This window comes from Ruegeria sp. CK2 (genome assembly GCF_056536585.1).
This window is the reverse complement of record NZ_JBQFPW010000001.1, coordinates 353922-369994: the sequence shown is the minus strand read 5'-3', so window position 1 is coordinate 369994 and position 16073 is coordinate 353922. Positions and strand designations below refer to the sequence as shown.

Here is a 16073-nt window from a genome sequence, read left to right as displayed (position 1 = left end):
GAATCTTGTCATGGCTTCAATCTATTTGGATTTCTGTATTTCGAATAGAGTAAATATTTTACCGACTGAAATAAATATGCTACTCAATAAAGGTGAGGGCCACGAATCGAGACGCGATGGCTCAGCAAATGGGAGGAAATCATGAAACGAATTCTCAGCTTCTCGGCTGCGTTTACATTGCTGGCATCTGCGGCGTTTGCAGAACCAGTGGTTGGCGTAAGCTGGTCAAACTTTCAGGAAGAACGCTGGAAAACGGACGAAGCGGCCATCAAGTCTGCGCTTGAAGCCGGTGGCGCCGAATACCTTTCAGCGGACGCACAATCGTCTTCGGCAAAACAGCTTTCCGACATTGAAAGTCTGATCGCGCAAGGCGTGGACGCACTGATTATTCTTGCGCAAGATGCGCAAGCGATCGGTCCGGCCGTGCAGGCGGCCGCCGACGAAGGCATTCCGGTCATCGCCTATGACCGTCTTATCGAAGATGAACGCGCTTTTTATCTGACTTTCGACAACGTTGAAGTCGGACGGATGCAGGCGCGGGCGGTTTTTGGCGCGATGCCCAAGGGTAACTACGTGATGATCAAGGGGTCTCCGACTGACCCGAACGCCGACTTTCTGCGCGGTGGTCAGCAAGAGATTATTGGCGCCGCAGTAGACAGTGGTGACATCGTGATTGTGGGCGAGGCATATACCGACGGCTGGCTCCCGGCGAATGCGCAACGGAACATGGAGCAGATCCTGACCGCGAATGAAAACAACGTGGACGCGGTCGTTGCTTCGAATGACGGAACTGCCGGTGGTGTCGTTGCAGCTCTGACTGCGCAGGGTATGGAGGGTATCCCCGTTTCTGGTCAGGATGGGGACCATGCGGCCCTGAACAGAGTGGCGCTGGGTACGCAAACCGTTTCGGTTTGGAAAGATGCGCGCGAGCTCGGCAAAGCGGCTGGTGAAATCGCGGTCGCTCTCAGCGGTGGAACAAGCCCTGCTGAGGTCGAAGAGGCGGTACGCTGGACATCACCAGGTGGCACCGAGATGAACTCGGTCTTCCTGGCGCCGGTTCCGATCACCAAGGACAACCTGTCCGTTGTTGTCGATGCCGGTTGGATCCCGCTAGAGGACCTATGCCAGGGCGTAGCAAACGGCCCGGCCCCGTGTAGCTAAACTTGTCAGTCCCTGGCCCGCATTCAGGGCCAGGGACCATTGCTGAATATGAAAGATCGGAAATGACCGAAACTTCGTCTCAGCCGATACCTGAAAAAGCAAAGCCAAACCTGTTCCAACAACTGGAACTGGACATGCGGCTTTTGGGAATGATCGGCGCGTTTGTCATCTTGTGCATAGGGTTCAATATCGTTACCGACGGGCGCTTTCTGACCCCTCGCAACCTGTTTAACCTTTCGATCCAGACGGTTTCAGTAGCCATCATGGCCTGCGGAATGGTCTTTATCATCGTCACGCGCCACATCGACCTGTCGGTTGGTGCGTTGCTGGCGACCACATCAGCCGTGATGGCGATGACACAAACCGAGTTGCTACCCAGTATGCTGGGAATGGGGCTTAACAATCCCGCGACATGGGCCATCACGATCGTGGTCGGGTTGTTCGTCGGCACCTTGATCGGGGCTTTTCACGGATGGATGGTAGGCTATCTAACGATACCCGCTTTCATTGTGACCCTAGGCGGATTTCTGGTCTGGCGGAACGTGGCCTGGTATTTGACCAGCGGGCAGACAATTGGCCCATTGGATAGCACGTTCCTGATGTTCGGAGGAACCAACGGAACTTTGGGTTCAACGACAAGCTGGATGTTCGGTCTGTTTGCAGCCGCAATCGCAATCTGGGTTTTGTGGAGCGGGAGGCGCGCCAAGGCTGCGCATGGCTTCCCTGTGAAACCTGTTTGGGCCGAAACCACTCTGGCCGGGATCATTGCGATTGCGATCCTTGGGTATGTCTACATCGTAAACAGCTACGCCATTCCGACACGTAGGCTGCAACGTATGTTTGAGGCCCGTGGAGAAACGATGCCAGAGGGGCTGGTTGTAGGATATGGCATACCGATTTCCGTTCTCATACTAATTATCGTTGCGGTCACTCTGACCATAGTGGCTCGCAAAACCCGTTTCGGTCGCTATATCTTTGCGACCGGCGGCAACCCGGACGCGGCTGAGCTTTCGGGAATCAATACGCGAATGCTAACGGTCAAGATATTTGCGTTGATGGGATTCCTCTGTGCTGTTTCGGCTGTGGTTGCATCGGCTCGGCTGGCCAACCATTCCAATGACATAGGCACTCTGGACGAGTTGAGGGTGATTGCCGCAGCCGTCATAGGCGGTACTGCACTGTCTGGCGGCATCGGGACCATTTATGGCGCGATCCTTGGCGCCTTAATCATGCAAGCACTTCAGTCCGGGATGGCGATGGTTGGCGTTGATGCACCGTTTCAGAACATCGTCGTTGGCAGCGTTCTGGTGCTCGCTGTCTATATAGATATCGTCTACCGCAAACGATTGGGGGCAAAGTGATGCAAGCTCAGGAAACGCAGCAAACGCCTTCGGCATCTGGTCGCGGCTCAGGCGCACCGCCACTGGTCGAAATGCGCGATATCTCGGTATCTTTCGGTGGAATCAAAGCCGTAGACGGCGTATCGGTCGACCTCTACCCAGGTGAGGTCGTAGGCTTGCTCGGGCATAACGGAGCCGGGAAATCCACTTTGATCAAGGCCTTGTCCGGGGCCTATCAGATGGATCACGGCGAGACCCTGATCGATGGCAAAACGGTTGAGATCAACAACCCCAGAGATGCACGGGCCAACAACATCGAAACGATCTACCAGACGCTCGCCCTGGCAGACAATCTGGATGCAACGTCGAACCTTTTCCTGGGGCGCGAAATGACCACGCCGTTCGGACTGGTCAATGACGCGGCGATGGAGTCCGAGTGCCGCAAGATCATGGCGCAATTGAACCCGAACTTTCAAAAGTTCAACGATCCGGTCTCCGCGTTGTCTGGTGGGCAACGCCAATCCGTCGCAATCGCACGTGCCGTATACTTCAACGCCCGTATTTTGATTATGGACGAACCCACCGCGGCTTTGGGTCCGCATGAGACGCAGATGGTGGCAGACCTGATCCACCAACTAAAGGCGCAAGGAATAGGGATCTTCCTCATTGATCATGACGTTCACGCGGTGATGGAACTGTGTGATCGCGCATCCGTCATGAAGAACGGAAAACTGGTCGGAACAGTGAACATTGCCGACGTAACCGACGACGACCTGTTGTCGATGATCATTCTTGGCAAACAGCCAGGACAAACAGCTGAATAGGGGGCAGGTGTGACAAGCCGTTTCTTTGAAGGGATCGAAAAGATCCGGTATGAAGGCGTTGACAGCAGCAATCCTATGGCCTTCCGCCATTACAACCCGGACGAGGTTGTCATGGGCAAACGTATGGAAGATCACCTGCGGTTTGCTGTGGCCTGGTGGCACTCCTTTGCGTGGGAAGGCGGCGATCCATTTGGTGGCCCGACCCTTGAACGTCCATGGCATCCGCAGGATGATATGGGTCGGGCCCGTATGAAGGCAGACATTGCCTTTGAGATGTTCGACATTCTGGGGCAGCCATATTTTTGCTGGCACGACGCAGACATCCGGCCCGAACAAGGGAACTTTGCGGACAACCTGAGAACCCTCGAGGAAATCACCGACTATATCGGCGAAAAGATGCGGGCGGTTGGAACCAAACTCCTCTGGGGTACCGCCAATATGTTCAGCCATCGCCGCTGGATGTCAGGTGCCAGCACCAACCCAGACCCCGACGTTTTCGCATTTGCCGCCGCCACTGTGAAATCCTGTATTGACGCCACGCATAAGCTTGGTGGTGAAAACTATGTTCTGTGGGGGGGGCGTGAAGGATACGAGACTTTGCTGAACACCGATTTGAAAGCCGAACTGGATCACATGGGCCGCTTTCTGAATATGGTGGTGGAATACAAGCACAAGATTGGATTCAAAGGCGCCATTCTGGTCGAACCCAAACCGCAGGAACCATCAAAGCATCAGTATGACTATGATGCGGCGACGTGTATCGGGTTCCTAAGAAAATACGGGCTCGAGGATGAGGTGAAGCTGAACCTCGAGCAGGGGCACGCAATTCTTGCGGGCCACAGTTTTGAACACGAAATCGCCGTAGCCGCAGCAGAGGGAATGCTGGGCTCTATCGATATGAACCGAAACGACTACCAGTCGGGCTGGGACACGGATCAATTCCCGAACAACACCCCCGAAGTCGCTTTGGCCTATTACTACATCCTGAAAGCTGGTGGGTTTTCGACGGGCGGTACAAACTTTGATGCGAAAATCCGTCGGCAATCGATAGATGCTGAAGATCTTGTTGCGGCGCATGTCGGTGGAATGGATGTTTGCGCCAGAGGCCTGAAGGCCGCCGCCGCAATGATTGAGGACGGTGGCCTCGATTCAGCGCTGGCGAATAGATACTCAGGTTGGCAAAGTCCCGAAGCTCAGGTCATGCTGGGGTCCAGCCTAGAAGAAGTTGCTTCTCGTGTTCTGATTGAAGCGATCAAGCCCGAGCCTCGTTCGGGACGGCAAGAATACTTGGAAAACTACGTAAACAGGTTCGTCTGACCAAAACGTACTAAGTTCATGTCCAAACGTCGTCGGTAGAAGCCGACTTGCGCGGAGTTGGAAAGAGTCGTTGCGCGGTGGGCACTATATTGCGTTCACGATCAAGGGATGCGTTAAGGGGTCTTGTCAGAAGCACTTGGCCAGAGGCCGCGCGGACTTTCCAAACCTCCGTCCATGAACAAACGACCGCTTTTCAAATACTTTACAACCAGCCCCACCTTCAAGCTGACACGTTCTGAATTGGTCAGGTTTTGCGGCCTTTAGGCGACAATAGATAGCCCCGCTGGCCTGGCTGAAACTGGTGCGATTTATCTGACAGTGCTGCCACTTATGCACGTCTCACTTAAGCTGTGTTTTCTAACCAGGAATAGTGTCGCAATTCACTTTTGTTGGTGTGACCGTCGCAAACATGGGCCGCTCAAGTCGGACACCTTAAGCCAAGATCGATCGGAAAGTCTAAGTGTCGAGATTCGGTGAGATCGTTTTGGGGACTGGCAACCGGCAATCTGCGGGTAAATTCGGAAAGCAGGTCTGATATCCGGGGCTCCACATGCGAGAGTACTAATTTTTAATAATTCCAGAATGTTAAAGAGACCTAAATCACGATGCGGAGGCTCAATTACGCTGTCATTCCGCCATAGCTGTGGTTCGTCACACATTGACCAGAGCTTCGCCTTCTATCGAGCGAGAGGAATTTCAGCTACAATGAGGTCAATGTGTTCTTTTAATACCTGCAATTTTCTGGAGAACCATATTGTCAAAAAATCCTGATGTCGAAAATCCCGCTTGGCCACCTGGCCCTTACAACAAATATCCCGAAGGCCAATACAAGCGCTGGCTCACGTTTGAAAAACAGTTTCCGCAAACTGGCCGCCCATCGCGACGTGCGTCGCATATCGGTGTTCCATATTCGGCAGTTATTGAAGGAGCGTCCGAGGTTACGGCGGAACTCCTTGGCAAAGTGGCGGCCAACTATTTGCGCCATCTGCAAAAATTTTTGGAAGATTATAATCACGTCGACAAGGGGTTGGATCTTCCAGAGTCGTGGGAACGCGCGCTGTTCCCGTCACGCCCTTCGTTATTTCTGGAAAACTACATTCAATGGCTGCCTGTTTGGCCAGCGGTTGGAAAAAACTATGGGCAAAAGCCAGAGTTCATTGGGTCATGGAACTTATCTCGCGACACCAAAACGCACGAACTTCCCGCCACGATTATTCTCACTGCCGCCGAAGGACAGCAGAACGAAAACAGGCTCGACGTTTTTTCCTACAATGTGGGTCTTCGTATACCGATGGCGGTTGAGCACTCCACCGACGGTCTGAAAGTAACCATACGTACAATGACGGCAGAACTGCCATTGCCGGGATACACAAGCTTTTCGGAACAGTTCTTTTTGTTGAAAGAGGACAACCGCGAAATCTATTCGAGAGTAGTCCATGGTTTCACCAGCGCCGCAAAGCTGGGGCGGTTCGACGCGGACATTGCATCCTCGTCAGGGACAAGCGCGGAGACTGTTGTTGTCGAAGAAATCTGGCCCCGCATCGTGTCAGAGGAATCCTTGATCCGGCAGGGTCCTTTGTTTTCATTGCGATCAAAGGCTCGGGCAAGCAAACCCAGGGCAGGCACCTCTTTGGGTTTTCAGGTGCAATCAGAAATCTCTGGCGTCGACACAACGGGTCCCGATCTCAAGTTGATCATTAGCGGCACAACAAAACACGAGTTGGTAACGCATGCCGTGCACAATGCCAGTGTTTTTGTACAAACACCGTCGGGTTGGCATGACGCAAGTGATCCGCCGGCGCAGTACGACTGGACACTGCGACGCCCGCCGCGTGATGACGCAATGCTGGTAGAGTATTTCGTTGATCGCCCAGTGCCTGCTAAACTGGAAGGTGATGGGTTTGAAATTCGCCTATGTCCGAAACTTGTCCCCGAGGACAGGCCGGCAGCTTCAAACGGAGAAACCGTCAAAACGATACCGCCAGCCAAATTGGGTGACATCCCACCTCGCAGCAACGAATTTGCGGCACTCAACGCCTACTGCAACGCCGCTGATTTCTTTCGCATGTTGTCTGCCTTTGGCATTGTTCCAGACGGTTTCGTTATTCATGCACAAAAGGATATTGGGATATTCTATCGAGCAGGCATTACGCCCGGGCCCGGAGGCGGTGGTCGTACGATAAACGCTCAAGTCAAATATGATCCGCCGCAACAGCCTGAAATTGGGGCAGAGAAACCAGCAATCGAGATGAACCTGGCGTTGGCCAACCTGAACCGTTGGGACAGGCCGGTACAGCCTGATGGCCGCCGAAAATGGGCAGAACCACTTGGGATAGCGTCAAGCGGACGTTGGATGCTCCACGAGTTCTCACATTACCTGCTGGCCGCTCGAATAGGGCAACTGGAATTTGATTTTTGCCACAGCCCGGGCGATGGCATGGCTGCGGTCGCTTTCGATCCTATCTCGCGCCTCGCCGATACACGCGACGGCGTTGCAAGTTCGTTTCGCGGCGTGACTTATCCCTTTGTGTTTTCGACACGCCGCCATGATCGAACACCGCTGTTGGGGTGGGCATGGTATGGGACCTTAAATCGTTCCGTGCTAGAGACGGAGCCTTCAGTAGGATTTCGGTTTAAGTCTTATTTGACAGAGCAAATCTTGTCATCGACGGTGTTTCGCCTGTATCGCGCCTTGGGCGGCGACACCGATGTAATGGGGAACCCAGAGCAGGGGACGGACCAGAAGGTGCGTGAACGCGCCTCGTTCGTGACGTTGTACCTGCTGGTTCGGGCGATTGATGGATTTGCTCAATCGCCTTCGATGGCGGAATTCCTCCAAACAGGTATGCAAGAATCTGATGTGGGAACGCTGTCGCCATTGCCAATCGTCGACTATCGCTTTGGCGGCACTCAGCCTGTGGAATGGCGCGGCGGGTTGGCAAATAAGGTTGTGCGCTGGGCGTTTGAAGCACAGGGCATGTTTCCGCCCGATCCTGCCAAACCACATAATGGCATAGGCGTGCCACCCGAGGTGGACATCTATGTCGCCGATAGGCGTCCCGAAACGGAAGACACCTCTGTTGGACCGGTTGAATACGGGCCAGGCAGCTATCGTCCGGTTTCGTTGGATTGGGGCGTCGATCCGTTGTGGTTGATGACCAATGCTGTGGTTTTTGGCAATCGAGGCAGTGTGACTGCCGAAAATGTCGAGCTGAGGATTTGGATTGGCAAGCTGAGCGGCGATCCGTCGACACCAGGTTGGGATGAGAATCCGAGTAGCTTGAAATGGGAAGATCGGGTGTTTTCGCTGCCACTGGGAGACATCGCTTCCGGAGTATCAACTCAAACGGACGCTGGCGACTTGGACCAAGAAGTGCAAGACGCGATGGCCACAAACAACGCGGTATTGTTGTTCGAAATCAGTTGCGCAGATGATCATGCCAACACCGACCCTGCGAAAGCACTTCCGGTCGCGCTTGAGGTGGAGGCGGATGACGTCACACCCAACTTGCCAGGGACACCCCGAGCGCTGACCGATCTGGTGGCCACTGACAACAATCTAGGTTTGTGGCGCGGCTAGGGCCCAGGCGCTGGAACGACCTGAACATCGGCATCGGCCCAACCAGCTGGCCACTCGCTTTTTGCGTGCGATAGGATCGTGTGAACCGTCGGACAGATGATGTCATTCGCCATGATGTCCGACCAGATATTAGACGCAAGGTGGCGCGAGGCAGATGAGTCAGTGGGATAGTGCACGCCGATGCGTTCGCGGTTGACCGCAATTCTGTTCGCAATCTGAAGCAACGGAGAGTGAATGTCATTTACCGCTTGCATCATGTAGCTAAGATCTGGCTTGCCAAGCAGATCCCCATTGCCCGGATTGGGGCCGACCTGCACACCGTAGCGGAATGCAATTCCCGGGATCTCAAGCAAAAGCAATGAGATGAAGTATGCCAGGAAAGAGTGTCCGCTGGGGAATGCCGGATGCGCTGGCGGCCCAAACGGAACTGTCAGGCCAGGCATCAATATAGATGGGCGCACACGTTTATAGTAAGCTTTGTAGGACATATAGGCGACGTTCCCGACCGCCAGTCCAAGATCGATCAGTTTGAGGGTATAGGGGTGATCGAAAGAGTTCGCGCCAAGGAAATGTATCAGATAGGCGGGCAGACCATCAGCCTGCACATCGCATTCCACGAGGTAGCTCGCGCGATCATCCTCCATGTAGTATTTAAGCGTTTCAAGTTCGACTTGAATGGTTGCAAAAGCGGCTTCGGACTTTGCTTTTTTCTCTGCATTCGTATCGCCGCTATTCAAGACGTAACGCCAGGCCAGATCAGCGCCTGTTACCCATGTCTCAGCGCCAGGGCCCTCTCCGCCTCCAGCCTGATCATTGAAGAAGTCAGGATGCCATTTTTCCCATTGCCCGGCGAATTCAAGCGCTGCAAGTGTGGCTGGTTCAGACCGGTCCGCCGCGCGAAGCCATTCATTCAGGTGGTCATCAAAGGGTAGCGTCCAGAACCGTAGCGCAGGATCCCAGTCCTCGGTGGTCCAGGCCAGAACGGGTGCCTTGCCCTCGTCCTGATAGGGGCTAATCATGAAATCCAGCGGGAAGGGCGGGACGCCCGCGTTATCGGGCGTGAAGTTCAGCGACCAGGGCAGCAATGCCAGCTCAATTGGCGTGGCGTAGTAGCTTCTTACAAAGCCTATGCCGCCATCTGCTCCGACGGGTATTGCCCCTTCGCCATTCCCCAGTCCCAAGCCAAGCCCATTACCCAAGCCAAGCCCATTACCCAAGCCAAGCCCGTTACCTAAACCAAGCCCGTTGCCCAACCCCAAACCATTGCCGAGACCAAGCCCATTGCCCAGTCCTAGACCATTGCCGAGACCCAGTCCGTTACCAAGTCCAAGGCCAAGCCCCAGACCTTGAGACGAGCCCAAACCCAGGCCCAGCCCTTGGCTGGCCCCAAGGCCGTTTGCAGCACCTGAACGCGAACCACTAGATGTCATGATCAATAACCCCCTCTGTCGGCTTTTCGGCATGTCAGCCGATAAATTGTTAAATTAAACCCCTTCTTAGAAACGATAGCTTGTATTGAGCCGCACCAATTAGCAGCCTTCTCGAACATGGGCCGGTGGTAATCCGGCTGCTATCAAACCTTGTTCCAATTGCTCCAATGCGGCCGGTGCTTGTATGGGATACCATGCCACAAAATCCCGAACCGAGAAACCAGGATCCTGTTCTATAAGTTTCTGAGCGACCTCTCGCGCTTCGACCAGGTTCCCGTTGTTTCCCAACGAGGCGGCGAGTAAGCGCAATCCAGCCACAAAATTTGGTTTTCTTCTATTGGCCCGCTTGAGCTGCGTAATCGCCTGTTCGTAGTCTCCGGCAACAAACTCAATTAGGCCTGCTGCCGTCTGATAGAAAAAGTTCAGGGGATCGTAGGGTGTCAGCCGCCAGACATTCAACAATCGATCCCGCGCTTCTTCGCAATTTCCCAAATACGCAAGATTTGTAGCGCTGAGACCCCAGGCAACAGGCAAGTTCTCGTTCAACTGCAGCGCCTCATCCAGCAATTCCACCGCGTCTTTTGGGGATTGTTCATGGAGGCCAAGTATGTGTGCACGAACCGCAAGATTAAGCGCATCCTCCGGATCAAGGTTGAGCGCCTGGCGGGCGCATTGGATGGCTAGGTTCCGATCGTCGGCAATGTTCTTGGACGCACCTTCTGCCATGATAAAGTTAAGGCACCAGGCTAGATAAGCATGCGCCTGGGCATATCCGGGGTCAAGCTGCACTGCCTGCGATAGATAATCTCGGGCACGCAAATAGCTTTCGCCGTTCGCCAGGTAGAGCTCTGACAATGCACGAAGTACACAGTCATACGCATCGAGGTTTTCTGTAGCGCGCGTGCCCAGATTAGACGTTTCTGCGTTGAGCACCTTGGGTTCCAGCGTCGCGACAATGCTGGACACGATTTGATCCTGGAACGAAAAAATATCTTCGGAAACGCCGTCAAATCGTTCGCGCCAAATGGCGCGGTCGCGGTCAACGTCAACCAGTTCGGTGTTGATGCGCAATACCGCGCCCTGTCGACGAATTGAGCCGTTGAGTAGATATTTCACTCCGAGTGCCGATGCGATTTCTTTGGAGTTTTTATCACCTTTGGAAAACTGTAGGGTAGAATTGCGAGCGACAACAAACATGGCACGGCTGCGTGACACACCGGTAATTATATCCTCGGTAATGCCTTCGCCAAAGTAACGTTGGTTATCATCGCCGGACACTTCAAACGGGAGAACAGCCAGAGTCGGCCTCGTTGACCAATTCGCATGCGGGCGCACCAAGCCGCGTTTGTCGGCCTGTTCTTCCACCGCGTAGACACGAATAGGAAAGTCGATGTTCTTCAGTTGAGGCGCGCCGAGCCCACGGAAAGTCAGGCCGGGTTGGGTTCGGATAATATCGCGCACCGATTGCGTAACCACAACCGAACCCGGTGCCGCCAATTGGTGAATTCGTGACGTGACAACAACCCCGTCTGACTGGATTGTTTCACCGTCATCCAATACATCGTCGACATTGATGCTTATACGCAACCGCATACCAGCGTGGGATTTGCGTTTGCCCCGCATTGAGCGTTGAACATCAAGCGCCCAGTTGATTGCGGTGCGCACACTGGGGAATTCAATCAGCGCCGCGTCTCCAGCTTCGTTGATAACGCGGCCGGAGGCGGTTGCCACGGTAGGGTAAATGACTTGTTGGCGAAGCGTCGTCCACGCGTGCACAGTCCCCTCCAAATCTTCGCGAATGCGACGCGAGTAGTTGGCCACATCGGCAAAGGCAATTACGGCAATTCGCAATCTGAGTTCGTTGTCTTTAGACCCTACCATTCAAAAAATAACCTTTTGAGACTTCCGGTTTACCATAACTGCGCGCTCAGACTAGCATAGTGACTGAGTCCCAACCATGTTGGGGTTTTTGCCCATGCTGGAGGCGTGAACGATAAGGCGGCATTGAAGTTAATAAATAAATATAAAATTAAGGCCGTACCAAAGCAGTCTTGATTGACAGAATCAAGTCGTCTGCCACTTTTCAACAAGAAATCTGAGCTGCGGTTCTGCTCAGAAACAGTCCCAGGGCATGCCAAACTCCGAATAATCCTGAACAGATGAGGGTGTTCCCGTCGGAAAACAGTGGGCTTCTAGAAGCAACTCATGGCCATTCAAAACGGGCACGAAATCGTATTTTGAAACTCAATTCACCCAACTTCCTGGAATACATTGCTTAGTATCGGCAAGGGCGAAGAGATTCAGTACTTGATCGGAACAAGTCCGGCCTGAAACCAGGTTACGAATGTCACAATGGAAAACACCGGCAACCCCGTTGCGTGTTGAATATCTGCAGCATAGGGGCACATATTTGTGCATTCCAAAACTATCGCGCCAAGGTCTGGATTGTCTGATTTCAGGGCCAGCGCAGCGTCGACATTGTCAGCGCGCGCCTTGTCCACGTCTAGTGCGAATTCGTTGCCTAGGATCGCACGGGTGAATTCGTATCCGCCTTCGGTTGACCCAATTGGTGTGTTATCGGGGACCCGAGCGATTTGGAGATGATCCTTGGTCAGCGCACTGGCTGAAATGGTAAGAATTCCGGCGCGTTTTCCGGCTGGTAGGACGCGGTTCACCATCTCAACCTGCATAAGCGATGACGTGGCAACAGGCACCGGCACTGCCTCGGCCAGCTCGTTCTGGAACACGGACAGGAAGCCGCAATTGGTGGTGATCCCGTCCACGCCATCCTTGACCAGATCCTGAGCCGCTTCGATGAAAGCGTCCAGCATGCCTTCAGCCCGGTGACGGACCACCAAATCGGGCGAGGCATCTCGAACGATACGATACAGCACCGGAAACGGCCATGTCAGCGCATTGCCCATGTCCCCGGGAATGCGTGGAAACTGGGCGTCGAGCATAAGAATGCCAACAGACGCTCCATAGATCGATTTGCCACCTTTTGCGATCATATCCTATGCTTCCTCGATGATACGGCCCGAGATGTCGTCGGACCCTTCCATGTAGATGCTAGAGATACCGTACCGCACGGCCTCCTGTACTTGATCCATTCGCTTGGTGATATGCGCACCCAAGACGCGTGCGGCTTCTTCAGCATCGCGATCCAGAAGGGCCTGCATCACCCGCTTATGTTCGTCCTTCGAACGCTGGACCCTATCAAGGCTCATCGAGATCCAGCGGATATAGCGGATGCGTTCGTTGATCCGTGTCAGGGTCTGCAATAGCTCGGCATTGCCGGACAAACGGGCGATCCCAAAGTGAAATGCCTCGTCCCGGCGGACTGCCTCTTGAACCGTCAGGCCTGTGATGTCGATACCGGTCGCATAAAGCTCATCTCTCAGGTCCGTCAGTTGATCATCGGTGGCTTTCAAGCAGGCTGCGCGAACAGCGGCCGTTTCGATGATTTCGCGCAGCTCGAATAGATCGAAAACGCTTTGGGCATTCAACGGGCGACAGAAAAAACCCTGTCCGGGGCGAAAGTCGAACAGTCGCTCCGCAACCAATCGGTTCAGCGCTTCACGCAGCGGCGTTCTGCTAACGCCCAGTTCTTTTGATAAGGCAACTTCGTTTAGGCGATCACCTGGTCGCAGACGAAATGAAACCGCCATCGCCTTTACCTGATCATAGATATCATCAACTCGTGGACCTGCCATAGAACCCGCCTGTTTCAGTTAAAGTACAGGTGCCACAGCTCAAGCTTGAAATCAATATACAAAACTGTATACAGGTCTGCGTGCAATTATCGCAAAGGGAATCGCAAGCTATGACGGGGACCAACTATCTGACGGGTGCTGAGGCTTTGGTGCGCATGCTGGAAGCACACGGCGTGGAACATATGTTTGGTCTGTGCGGTGATACGACATTGCCGTTCTATGATGCGCTGGCACAGATGGATCATGGAATTCAACACATTCTGACCCGGGATGAACGCCATGCTGCCTATATGGCAGATGGATATGCCCGCGTTACCGGCAAGCCAGGCATTTGCGAAGGGCCGTCAGGAGGTGGGGCGACTTATATCCTTCCGGGGGTTATCGAAGCCAATGAAAGCTCGGTGCCAATTCTTGCGATTACCTCTGATGTGGCGACAACCAGCCGCGGGAAATACCCTTTGACCGAACTTGACCAGGCCGCGCTATTCAAGCCGCTGGCAAAGTGGAATGCGTCATTGGACGATGCCGCGCGTCTGCCTGCGATGGTGCGGGCTGCATTTCGGGCGATGACAACCGGAACACCCGGCGCGACACATTTGGCTTTGCCGTTTGACACACAGAAAGCCCCAGTGGACGAGGCCGAGATCTGGGCAGATGCGCGCCATCGCAGCTACCCGGCCGAGCGTGCAGGGCCTGACCCAGACGCTGTCGAGGCGGCAGCTGATATCCTGGTGCGGGCCAAATCTGCGGTCGCGATATGCGGTGGCGGGCCGGTTCTGTCCGGTGCGGAGGACGCACTCCGCCGTGTTGCGAGCCTGATAGACATGCCTGTTGCCACGACGGTGTCGGGGCAGGGGTCAATTGCCGAAACCGATCCACTGGCCTTGGGCGTCGTTGGATCAAACGGTGGCGTGGCTGCAACCCGCGAAGTTGTTGATCACGCCGATGTCGTGTTGTTCATCGGCTGCCGCGCCGGATCTGTTACCACCGAGCGTTGGAGAAGCCCGGGGCGGGGCGCCACAATCATTCATATCGATAGCGATCCGATGGTGATCGGGGCGAATTATCAGACAGAGGTTGCGATCTGCGCCGATGCACGACTGGCGTTGGAGGCTTTGGCGCGCGTTTTGGAAGCGCGCAAGGATCTGTCTGGTTTGGGCGGAGCAGCCAAAGCCTCTGCGGCGTGGAAGGCCAAGATGGCGGCTTTTGCCCCACTCGCCGCCAGTCGGGATACACCTATCCGGCCCGAACGCGTAATGGCGGATTTGATGGAAGTTTTGGATGACGATGCGATTGTTGTCGCTGATCCCGGGACACCGTGCCCTTACTTCAGTGCGCATTATCGCTGGCAGAAGCCGGGGAGGCATTTCATCACCAATCGCGCGCATGGCGCGCTGGGCTATTCGCTGGGGGCTGCGATGGGCGCGCATGTCGGACGGCCTTCGGTCAAAACGTTGGCGGTGATGGGTGATGGATCCTTTGGCTTCGCCTGCGGTGAGTTTGAAACGATGGTGCGGCACAACATGCCAATCACCTCGATCGTCTTCTCAAATTCGGTGTTTGGCTGGATCAAGGCCGGTCAGAATGCCGGCTTTGGTCAGCGCTATTACAACGTTGATTTCAATCGAACCGATCATGCGGCAGTTGCATCGGCCTTTGGTGTCAAATCCTGGACGGTGAAAGACCCCGAAGACTTACGCGGTGTTCTGAAGCAGGCGCTGGAACATGACGGGCCGACACTGGTCGACATCCATTCTCAACCGCTTCACGAAGCGGCGGCGCCGGTTTCGGAATGGGTAGCATAAGACTCGATTGACGGGACCAACTGTGCCAGAAATTCCTGAGCGATGGCGGACAACGGGCGTCCTTTTGCCGTGATTATCGCCAGATCCAGCATCACGGCCGGTCGGAACGGTCGGGTTTGATACCCGCTTTCGCCGTCGAACGCGACGGTAAATGGATCAATCATCGCGACACCCATGCCTTGCTTGACAAAGCTCAGGAGGTTTTCGGACAGATGCGTGTGTATCTGTGTCCGCCACGTGCGCCCTGCCGTCGTAAAGATGTCGCGTGTTTTGAGGTGGGTCTGATGTTCGGGACCCATGACGATAAAGGGCTCGTCCTCAAGTATTTCAGGGGTCAGGATATCATAGGCGGCCAAGGGACTGTCTTCCGGAAAGGTCGCAAGGGTTTCGAATTGAAAAACCTGATAGTTCAGGGTGTCGTGAAGAACAGGCATTTCGATTATGCCGATCTCGAACAGACCAGAGGTCACCCATTCCTGAATTTTCGAGGAATACTGAGATTGGAAACTGACGGACAGGTTCGGCCGTGATTTGGCAAAGCGCGCAATCTCTCGCGGCATGAAACCGAAGGACAGAAGATGTGGTGAGGCGACCTGCAACTGTCCGGGGTGTTTGTTCTGCAAGTCTGACACGGCTTGTGCCACATGATCGAGACCCCGAACGACCGTATCTACTTCCCGGTACAATAGTTCTGCCTCGGGGGTCGGCAATAGACGCCCCTTGTTCCGCTCAAACAAGGGCAGGCGGGCTTCGCGTTCCAGCTGTGCAAGCAGGTTGCTGATGCCCGGCTGCGAGATGCCCAGCACAGACGCCGCACCAGTCACGGTTCCGGTTTCCATGATCGCGTGAAAGGCCTGCAGCTGCCGAAACCTTAGAGACACTGTTTATCCCATCACTTTTTCT

11 protein-coding genes are annotated in these 16073 nt (G+C 54.5%); 6 read left to right on the top strand and 5 right to left on the bottom strand.

The window, feature by feature from the left end:
* Positions 1 to 141: 141 nt before the first annotated feature.
* The 5 genes from xylF (at position 142) to ACR0BU_RS01740 (ending at position 8222) form a co-directional block, all read left to right on the top strand.
* Entirely contained in the window at positions 142 to 1161 is a 1020-nt protein-coding gene (gene xylF, locus ACR0BU_RS01760; protein ID WP_480735068.1) for a D-xylose ABC transporter substrate-binding protein, read from the top strand.
* Between the two features lie 62 nt (positions 1162 to 1223).
* Complete coding sequence (locus tag ACR0BU_RS01755; protein WP_299885303.1) at positions 1224 to 2522, top strand: sugar ABC transporter permease; 1299 nt, start codon at positions 1224 to 1226, stop codon at positions 2520 to 2522.
* Entirely contained in the window at positions 2522 to 3325 is an 804-nt protein-coding gene (locus ACR0BU_RS01750; RefSeq protein WP_480735070.1) for an ATP-binding cassette domain-containing protein, read from the top strand. The genes ACR0BU_RS01755 and ACR0BU_RS01750 overlap by 1 nt, the downstream gene beginning before the upstream one ends.
* A 9-nt stretch (positions 3326 to 3334) precedes the next feature.
* Positions 3335 to 4642, top strand: a complete 1308-nt coding sequence (gene xylA, locus ACR0BU_RS01745) for a xylose isomerase (RefSeq protein WP_298932842.1) — start codon at positions 3335 to 3337, stop codon at positions 4640 to 4642.
* A gap of 754 nt (positions 4643 to 5396) precedes the next feature.
* Positions 5397 to 8222, top strand: a complete 2826-nt coding sequence (locus ACR0BU_RS01740; RefSeq protein WP_480735071.1) for a hypothetical protein — start codon at positions 5397 to 5399, stop codon at positions 8220 to 8222.
* On the opposite strand, the gene ACR0BU_RS01735 is transcribed toward ACR0BU_RS01740, so the two are convergent.
* The 4 genes from ACR0BU_RS01735 to ACR0BU_RS01720 form a co-directional block, all read right to left on the bottom strand.
* Complete coding sequence (locus tag ACR0BU_RS01735; protein WP_480735073.1) at positions 8219 to 9652, bottom strand: phosphatase PAP2 family protein; 1434 nt, start codon at positions 9650 to 9652, stop codon at positions 8219 to 8221. The two genes, ACR0BU_RS01740 and ACR0BU_RS01735, sit on opposite strands and share 4 nt — an antisense overlap.
* Before the next feature lie 99 nt (positions 9653 to 9751).
* Positions 9752 to 11533, bottom strand: a complete 1782-nt coding sequence (locus ACR0BU_RS01730; RefSeq protein ID WP_299078025.1) for an adenylate cyclase — start codon at positions 11531 to 11533, stop codon at positions 9752 to 9754.
* Between the two features lie 419 nt (positions 11534 to 11952).
* Positions 11953 to 12663, bottom strand: a complete 711-nt coding sequence (locus ACR0BU_RS01725) for an aspartate/glutamate racemase family protein (RefSeq protein ID WP_480735075.1) — start codon at positions 12661 to 12663, stop codon at positions 11953 to 11955.
* 3 nt (positions 12664 to 12666) lie between these two features.
* Positions 12667 to 13365 (bottom strand): GntR family transcriptional regulator, encoded by a 699-nt coding sequence (locus ACR0BU_RS01720; protein ID WP_480735077.1) that lies wholly within the window; start codon positions 13363 to 13365, stop codon positions 12667 to 12669.
* A 110-nt stretch (positions 13366 to 13475) separates the two neighbouring features.
* Between ACR0BU_RS01720 and ACR0BU_RS01715 the strand changes: the two genes are divergently transcribed.
* Positions 13476 to 15170 carry a thiamine pyrophosphate-binding protein gene (locus tag ACR0BU_RS01715; RefSeq protein WP_480735078.1) on the top strand — a complete coding sequence of 565 codons (1695 nt, stop codon included), beginning with the start codon at positions 13476 to 13478 and terminating at the stop codon, positions 15168 to 15170.
* On the opposite strand, the gene ACR0BU_RS01710 is transcribed toward ACR0BU_RS01715, so the two are convergent.
* Entirely contained in the window at positions 15131 to 16051 is a 921-nt protein-coding gene (locus ACR0BU_RS01710; RefSeq protein ID WP_298932828.1) for a LysR family transcriptional regulator, read from the bottom strand. The two genes, ACR0BU_RS01715 and ACR0BU_RS01710, sit on opposite strands and share 40 nt — an antisense overlap.
* Positions 16052 to 16073 lie beyond the last annotated feature (22 nt).

Bases quoted from the DNA above. Each gene is read 5' to 3' on its own strand.
- ACR0BU_RS01730 (WP_299078025.1), bottom strand. From the start codon at position 11,533: ATGGTAGGGTCTAAAGACAACGAACTCAGATTGCGAATTGCCGTAATT.
- ACR0BU_RS01755 (WP_299885303.1), top strand. From the start codon at position 1,224: ATGACCGAAACTTCGTCTCAGCCGATACCTGAAAAAGCAAAGCCAAAC.
- ACR0BU_RS01735 (WP_480735073.1), bottom strand. From the start codon at position 9,652: ATGACATCTAGTGGTTCGCGTTCAGGTGCTGCAAACGGCCTTGGGGCC.
- ACR0BU_RS01725 (WP_480735075.1), bottom strand. From the start codon at position 12,663: ATGATCGCAAAAGGTGGCAAATCGATCTATGGAGCGTCTGTTGGCATT.
- ACR0BU_RS01715 (WP_480735078.1), top strand. From the start codon at position 13,476: ATGACGGGGACCAACTATCTGACGGGTGCTGAGGCTTTGGTGCGCATG.
- ACR0BU_RS01720 (WP_480735077.1), bottom strand. From the start codon at position 13,365: ATGGCAGGTCCACGAGTTGATGATATCTATGATCAGGTAAAGGCGATG.
- xylF (WP_480735068.1), top strand. From the start codon at position 142: ATGAAACGAATTCTCAGCTTCTCGGCTGCGTTTACATTGCTGGCATCT.
- ACR0BU_RS01750 (WP_480735070.1), top strand. From the start codon at position 2,522: ATGCAAGCTCAGGAAACGCAGCAAACGCCTTCGGCATCTGGTCGCGGC.